The organism is Cupriavidus phytohabitans, assembly GCF_017815025.1.
Classification (GTDB): domain Bacteria; phylum Pseudomonadota; class Gammaproteobacteria; order Burkholderiales; family Burkholderiaceae; genus Cupriavidus.
The window spans coordinates 1-7,214 of sequence record NZ_JAGIQB010000109.1 but is presented as its reverse complement, the minus strand read 5'-3'; the positions used below and the strand labels follow the sequence as shown (position 1 = coordinate 7,214).

Genomic DNA, 7,214 nt, shown 5'->3' with positions numbered 1-7,214 from the left:
GGCGATGCCAGCTCGTTCTTCATGTGACTGGCATCTGACTCTCATTCGTGAAATTGGTTTACTCCGCATACTTATTGAGCAGAAGCCGTGCCAGCCGAAGACGCCAGATTTTTTGCTTTTAAATCAAGGGTATGTGGAATGGGGCAGGGTGGGCTGCGTGGAGCGCACGCGAGCGCGGCCGAGCGCGCCGCGTGTTTTCCACGCGGATGCGTGAAATGCGCGCAGGGTCAGTCCGCGGCCAGGCCGAGCTTGCTCATCTGGTGCCGGAGTGCGTGGCGGCTCAGGCCAAACCGGCGCGCCGCCTCGGCAAGATTGCCATGGCATGTCGCCAGCGTCTGGCCGAGCAGCGCCGCCTGGAATTGCGCCGTGGCGGCGTGGTAATCCAGGCCATCCGCCAGCGCGGCGCTTGCCGCGGGCGCAGCCGCGCTGGCGACAGGAGCGGCATCGGCGGAAGGCGCGAGGCTCGTGCCGGAGGTGTCAGTGCCCCCGGTGGCGCGCAGGATCCGCGCGGGCAGGTGGGCCGGCAGCACGCAGTCGCCCTGCTCGAGCAGGCAGATGCGTTCCAGCAGGTTTTCCAGTTCCCGCACATTGCCCGGCCAGCGATACGCGCGGAAGATCCGCTCGACTTCCGGGGCGAGCCGATCCATGCGGCTGCCGTACTGCCGGTTGTAGCGCTGCAGCGCGCCATGCGCGAGCAGCAGGATGTCGTCGCCGCGCTCGCGCAGCGGCGGGATATTGATCGCGATGACCTGCAGGCGGTAGTACAGGTCCTCGCGGAACTTGCCGGCGTTGACCTCGCTGAGCAGGATCTTGTTGGTGGCGGCGATGAAGCGCACATCCACGCTGATCGGCTTGACCGCGCCGACCCGGCGGAACCGGCGGGTATCGAGCAGCGTCAGCAGCTTGGACTGCATGACCAGGTCCAGCTCGCGTACTTCGTCCAGGAACACGGTGCCGCCGTTGCCGGCCTCGATCAACCCTTCCTTCTTGCCGACCGCGCCGGTGAACGCGCCGCGCTCATGGCCGAACAGCTCGGATTCGAGCAATTGCGCCGGGATCGCGGCGCAGTTGATGTCGATGAATTCCGCGCTGGCGCGGCTCGATTGCTGGTGCAGCATGCGAGCCACCAGGCTTTTTCCGGTGCCGGTCTCGCCGTACAGCAAGACCGTGCGCGCCTGGCTGCCGGCCACGCGGGCAACGAGGTCGCGCAAGGCGACAATCGATGGATGGTTTCCGACGAGTTGCAGTGGGGCGTTCATCGCGGGCGGATGGCTGGCCAGGGCGCTGATGGAGCGCGCGGACTGGCATGACCGTGGGGGGCTGAATCGCCAGCATCATAACCCGCGGGGTGAGCCGGGGCAGCGCCGGAAGCCGGGGAACCCGCACCCCAAGGCCCGCGTCAGGGGTCAGAGTTGGGGGCCAATCAGCGAAGACATCCGGTCGCGCAGTTTTTCGGTCCAGGGACGGTTGGCCCACTGTTCATAGGTCTTGGGGCGCGACAATTTCAGGTCTTCCTCGAAGATCCTGGTCTGCTCGGCGGCAAACCCGGCATCCAGGATATTCAGCGTGGCTTCGTCATTGAGACGGAATGACCGGTTATCGAAATTGGTCGAACCGACCGACACCAGCAGGTTATCAACGATCAGCACCTTGCAGTGGTACATCGTCGGCGCGTATTCGGCGATCACGGCGCCTGCCTTCAGCAGATTGCCCCAGCGCCGGCGCGACGCGGCGCGCACCGTCTCCGAATCGATATGCTCGCCCGGCACGATCACGCGCAGCCTGACGCCTCTTGCCAGGGCCGCCAGCAACGCTTTTTCCGTCAGTTCGTCGGGCACGAAGTAGGCCGCCGACAGGTCGATCGTTCGCGCGGCCGCCGTGATGGCAAGGTGGTACATCAGCGCCATGCTCTCGCTGCCGCCGGTGGGCGAACTGCTGAACATCTGGGCGCGGCCGTTGCCGACCGGGGGCAATTCAGGAAAGTACTCCGGCCCATGCGGCACCGCGCCGCTGACCTTGATCCAGTTGTCCAGGAATACGGACTGCATCTGGCCAACCACGGGGCCTTCCACCTGGAAATGCGTATCGCGCCAGTGGTCGGGATCCTGCGCATTGCCGGTCCATTCCGGCGCGATGCCGACGCCGCCGGTAAAGCCGATCGTGCCGTCGACCACCAGCACCTTGCGGTGCGTACGGTTGTTGAGCTTGCCGACGGTGTACCACCGCACCGGGTGGTAGCGGCGCACGTCCACGCCGGCGCCGGTCATGATGTCCAGCACGGACTTGTCGATCTTCGAGCTGCCGACGGCGTCCAGCAGCACTTGTACCTTGACACCCGCCCTGGCCCGTTCGGAAAGGGCCTGCGCGAATTCATTGCCGATATCGCCGGACCAATAGATGTACGACTCGAAATTGATCGTTTGCTTCGCGCTTCGGATCGCACCCAGCATCGCTGGAAAGATCTCGTCGCCATTCCTGAGCACGCGAAAGCGGTTGCCATCGACGACCGGAGGCCCGAGCAGTACGCCCAGTTCGCGGACAAATTGCGGATCGGCCAGGCTGTAGAGCCGGTCGAGGCGGCGCTCGATGCGCTTTTCGCCACCAATCAGGTTGTACGCGACAATGCCGCCGAGGGCGGCCACAAGAATGGCGGCAAGCAATGCGAGCATTCGGCCCTTTCTACGCGCCCCTGGAAAGGCGTGGCGGATCACGCAAGCACCATGATGTCTGGTCCAAGAATCGAGAATTGCGCCGGCAAGCTGGCGACTTTCACAGCATACTGCCCGGAATTGGCAGTTTCAAAGCGAGGCACGCGGAGGCCGGGCATTTCGACCTGGCTTTGACATCAGGTGTCACAGGTATTCTTGATCGACAAAGACACCCGGAAAAGAGACATGGGCATCCACATCCGCAATGAGCAGGGCGCCGACTCCGACACCATCGCACGGCTGACGGAAGCCGCGTTCCGCGGCGAGCCGCACTCAAGCCATACCGAGCACTTCATCGTCAATGCACTGCGCCGCGATGGGCAACTGACTGTGTCACTCGTGGCAGCGGACGGCGATGCCATCGTCGGCCATGTCGCCGTCTCGCCGGTGACGATTTCGTCCGGAGCAACGGCATGGTATGGCCTGGGGCCGATCTCCGTGTTGCCCGGGCGGCAAGGGCAAGGAATCGGCACGAACCTGATGAAGGCGGCCCTGGTTGAACTGCGGCGCCTCGGCGGCGCTGGCTGCGTGGTGCTCGGCAGCCCGGCGTACTACGGCCGTTTTGGATTCAAGGCGCATGCCGGCCTGGTGCTGCCCGGCGTTCCCCGGGAATACTTCCAGGCCGTAGCCTTCGGCGGAGAAATGCCGGTTGGCGACGTGTGTTACCACCAGGCGTTCGACGCGACGGAGTAAGGGACATAACCGGCACACAGCAGGCGGTTACTCCCCTTGGTGGCATGGAAGCCGATCTTCTAGCATAGATACGCTGGACAGGCGACCGACAAGGCAGGGGAGCGCCCGACATGACCGGTTACGAATCAAGTGACGGTGACGAAGCTTCAGGAGGTAATGGCTATGTCTGCAACAAGGATCGAGATGTGCGACCAGGATGGCGACGGGGTATTGACCATTCGAGATGACGGCGCCGAATTTTCAGGAGTCGCACTTGAGCTTTCGAATCTTTTCGGTGAAGACGTGGTCGCGGACCTTGACAAGCACCAGTTGCTCAACTGGTGCGAGACGGTCGCTGCCCATCTTCGCAACCAGGGCGTTACGCCAAATGAGAGCGCTCAGGAGGGCTACGTCAACAAGACCAGTCAAACCCGCACGAAAGAGCAGCCTGGCGTCGCGGAACTTTTGCAGTCGGCATCATCTTGACCCTGACAAACGCTAAACGCTCTGCATGGTGTCATGCGACGACCAGGTTGCCTGCGGAACGGGCTGGCCGAGGGGCGGGGGACATAATGAGAATGAGGCTGGTGCTCTGGCTCGTCGCTGCAGCGATTCTATTGCCTCGCGTGGCCCTTGCCACCGACTTCGGCAGCAAGGGCGGGCCAGAGCCGGCCAACATCGAACAGATCGCGGCACGGCTTCGCGAGGATCCCTACGACCTGGAGTTGCTGATCAGCTTCGGCACGTCCAAAGGCGGTTCGGCCGGTCATATTGCACTGGCGCTCCGTGACGATGCGCCTGGCGACGAGGTGGTTTATTCGGCCAACTTCTATGCGGACCGAGACCGCAAGCACGCGAGCGGCTACTACACCACCGATCTGATGATCGCCATACCCAAGCAGGAGTATCTGTTCAGGACGGTCTCCACGGTCGCCGAGACCGCATCGTTTGGGCTGGATTTTGGCGAAATCTACAAGCGCTCGGTCATCGGTGTGCGTGTCTACGGGGTGCCGGCGGCGGACAGGGCGGCCCTGGTCGCATACTTCCGCCGCATCAACGAAGACTATCACCGGCGGCGCAGTGACACCGAGTATCACCGAGGCGAAATCAAGTATGACTACCTGCGCCTGAACTGCGCCAAGACCATCGGCGCCGCCTTCAAGTTTGGCGCCGGCTACCGCGACCTGGAGGTGACCAGCGCGAGAGTTCTGTCAGGACGGCGCGTGGTGGCGGCAGCCACCGCCAACGTCCCTACCGAGATGGCGATGAAGCTGATCAGGGAGTGGGGCCGGCGCGAGTATGGAATGGACGTGGTGCTGTACAAGAAGTACCGTGGCTCGGCCTATGTCGACCCACAAGACGAAGAGAAAGTGGCATTCAAGGACCTGCCCGACCGCTTTCCCTCGGTCCTGTCGCTAGACTTCCGCCGCGACGCCGGCGCTTACCAGGATTATGACAACCTCCTGGCGATGTACCTCCTTTTCAACCTCGGTAAATACAGCGTGCGTGTCAACGAACACACGATGCTGCTCGAGATCGAGAAATCGAAGAATCCCATGCCCTATCCCGAGGCGCTGAAGCTCGCCACCCGCGATGCCAGGACCGATAGCGAAAATTACCAGCGCCATATCGAGTTCCGCCCGAGCGGCGAGAGGATCGGCGAGGCGCCGGACAACACGCACCTTTACCACTTCACCGATGACGCGCCTGGGAAGAGGGCGCGCTAGCTGAGGCCCGATACAGGCAATCCCAGAGCGCCGGCGAATGCCACTGCGGCCCGGTAAAATAGTGGTCTGTCTTGACTGGTAGTGATGGACAGTGCACAGATGAAGTCTGTGCGCTGCGTTGTTTGTAGGGGAGTAGAGTGGTTTTCCTGGATTTGTTCCGAACCAAGAAAAAGGCAATCGCGCCGCCGCCTGGAGCGCTGCGCATTCCGTCTGCGCCCACAGCGGGTGTTCCTGTCCGCGCTTACGACCGGGTTTTCGCGCAAGTGATGGAAACGGTCGAGGGCATTTCCGCGGAAGAGAAATCCCAACTGCGGGACCTGGTGACCGAGACGGGTAGCGATGGGCTGAATCTCGGAGGTTACTTCGAGAAAGGGTATGAAGCCTTCTTCAAGGGCCGCCAGTGGAAGTGGGTCGAGTATGAAGAATGGCACGATACATTTGAGCGGCTGGGATCCTTCCCGTCCAACTGGATCGATGTGAATCAGATCGCCAGACTCGGCGCGCGAAACACCTATGACAAGCTGCTGGAACTAAAGATATTCGAGATCCGGGAATTCCTGTCCGCCGAGGGGATTTCTTTCGACCCTGACACCCCCAAGGCTCAACTCGCGTCCCTGGCGGAACACGCACCAGGTTTGGCCGCGTCGTCTCTGTGGGCGCGCCTGCATCAGAACGAGGAAGAGGCACGGCAGAAAGCAGAAGCGCGTCGGCCAAAGGCACTCTATGACTTGTTGATGCGGACCATCGCCTATCGGGCCAAGAGCGTTCGCGACCTCGAGCGGGCGCACTCCAACGGAATCCACCGGCACGAAGTCATGCTCGTCCTGGAAGCGGACCGCAAGTTCATCGATCTCGCGCGCAAGAAGAATCCCCAGGCCGTGCCGCCGTACTATCCCAACGACTTTACGCAACTCAGGCCTATCGTCGACTTCAGCAAGCAGTAAACCTGCGGCGCGGCTGGCGGAGTGCCTCAAGGTCGACATTCACCCTTCTGGCAGGACTTTGGCAAAATGCCTATAATCGAATGGCAAATTGCCAAGGTGCAGATATGCAGACGATAGAGTTCAAGCCCTCGGGTAGCGGGGCGCCGCAGAACCGCTATCTTGACAGCCTGAGTGACGTTCTCAGGACAAACATTCGCTCAGGCGCGGATCTTGTCGCGCTCGCCGTGCAGCGGCTGCCGGCCGAGACCATGGAGCGCTTGCTGCATGCAGGTCTGGCGTGGGAAGAGATCAGCTTTATTATCCCGCGCCGCACGCTCAGCCACAGGCGTGAACGGGGCGAGTCGCTCACGGTGGATGAATCGGACAAGGCCATTCGGCTGGCGCGGATTCTCGCGCAAGCCATTTCCACCTTCGGCCAGGCCGATCGGGCACTGTCCTGGCTGAGAGCCGGCCAGCAACGCTTTGCCGGCAAGTCGCCGCTTGAACTGGCGGGTACGGAACAGGGCGCGCGCCTTGTCGAGGAAGAACTACTTCAGATCGACGAAGGGTATTTCGCCTGATGTACCTGTGGCGGATCAGCAATTACGCCGACCTGAAAGGGTTGGGCGGACTTCGGGCGGGCGGCCGGTGGCACTTTCCAGGCCAGCCCGTCGTCTATCTCGCGGAGCATCCCGCGCTGGCATTCCTGGAGATCCTCGTCCATCACGAGGCGGCGAAGATCGAGGACCTGCCGAAGCAATACCAGCTGCTCCAGGTCGAAGTCCCCGAGTCGGTGGCAGTGGCCGAAATTGCAGCATTGCCCGAAAACTGGAAAACCGACAGCCAGTGGTCCAAAAGCGCCGGCACGGAATGGCTTGCCGCCCGCACCAGCTTGCTGCTGAAGGTGCCGAGCGTGCTTGTGCCATACGCCTCCAACTACGTCCTCAATCCGGAACATCCGGATGCGACCGCCGTCACGATTATCCTGGCCACGCGCGTCGACCACGATCCGAGGATTCTGTCGCTGCTGACAGAGCCGAAAGCGCAGGGCTAGACAGCCTTGGCCAGGCGATACCCGGCAAAGAAGATGTCACTTAGCCCCTACAGATTTGTAGCAGCAAAGCGGTAATGTCCGGTTTTAGCAAAGCAGAAATGTCCGCCTGAGGCGCTCTTCATGGTATTCA

At 62.1% G+C, this 7,214-nt stretch carries 9 protein-coding genes; 7 read left to right on the top strand and 2 right to left on the bottom strand.

Going from position 1 to position 7,214, the window contains the following annotated elements; translation table 11 throughout:
* Positions 1-214, top strand: a 214-nt coding sequence (locus J8I34_RS32705; RefSeq protein WP_209808341.1) for a hypothetical protein, incomplete at its 5' end; no start/stop codon positions are given.
* A 13-nt stretch (positions 215-227) separates the two neighbouring features.
* Here the strand turns inward: J8I34_RS32705 and J8I34_RS32700 are convergent.
* Positions 228-1,259 (bottom strand): sigma-54 interaction domain-containing protein, encoded by a 1,032-nt coding sequence (locus tag J8I34_RS32700; RefSeq protein WP_209808339.1) that lies wholly within the window; start codon positions 1,257-1,259, stop codon positions 228-230.
* A 147-nt stretch (positions 1,260-1,406) separates the two neighbouring features.
* Positions 1,407-2,669, bottom strand: a complete 1,263-nt coding sequence (locus J8I34_RS32695) for a phospholipase D-like domain-containing protein (RefSeq protein WP_029047469.1) — start codon at positions 2,667-2,669, stop codon at positions 1,407-1,409.
* Positions 2,670-2,894: 225 nt separating this feature from the next.
* Between J8I34_RS32695 and J8I34_RS32690 the strand changes: the two genes are divergently transcribed.
* The 6 genes from J8I34_RS32690 (at position 2,895) to J8I34_RS32665 (ending at position 7,084) form a co-directional block, all read left to right on the top strand.
* Positions 2,895-3,401 (top strand): GNAT family N-acetyltransferase, encoded by a 507-nt coding sequence (locus J8I34_RS32690; RefSeq protein ID WP_209808343.1) that lies wholly within the window; start codon positions 2,895-2,897, stop codon positions 3,399-3,401.
* 129 nt (positions 3,402-3,530) lie between these two features.
* Positions 3,531-3,866 (top strand): hypothetical protein, encoded by a 336-nt coding sequence (locus tag J8I34_RS32685; RefSeq protein WP_029047471.1) that lies wholly within the window; start codon positions 3,531-3,533, stop codon positions 3,864-3,866.
* 92 nt (positions 3,867-3,958) lie between these two features.
* A complete protein-coding gene (locus J8I34_RS32680) occupies positions 3,959-5,107 on the top strand; it encodes a hypothetical protein (RefSeq protein WP_209808337.1) in 1,149 nt (382 codons plus the stop codon).
* 137 nt (positions 5,108-5,244) lie between these two features.
* On the top strand, positions 5,245-6,051 hold the full coding sequence (locus J8I34_RS32675) for a hypothetical protein (RefSeq protein WP_209808335.1): 807 nt from the start codon (positions 5,245-5,247) through the stop codon (positions 6,049-6,051).
* A gap of 104 nt (positions 6,052-6,155) precedes the next feature.
* Entirely contained in the window at positions 6,156-6,611 is a 456-nt protein-coding gene (locus J8I34_RS32670; RefSeq protein ID WP_209768956.1) for an Xre family toxin-antitoxin system antitoxin, read from the top strand.
* Complete coding sequence (locus J8I34_RS32665) at positions 6,608-7,084, top strand: RES family NAD+ phosphorylase (RefSeq protein ID WP_156914383.1); 477 nt, start codon at positions 6,608-6,610, stop codon at positions 7,082-7,084. Before J8I34_RS32670 ends, J8I34_RS32665 begins: the two co-directional genes overlap by 4 nt.
* The last annotated feature ends 130 nt before the right edge of the window (positions 7,085-7,214 follow it).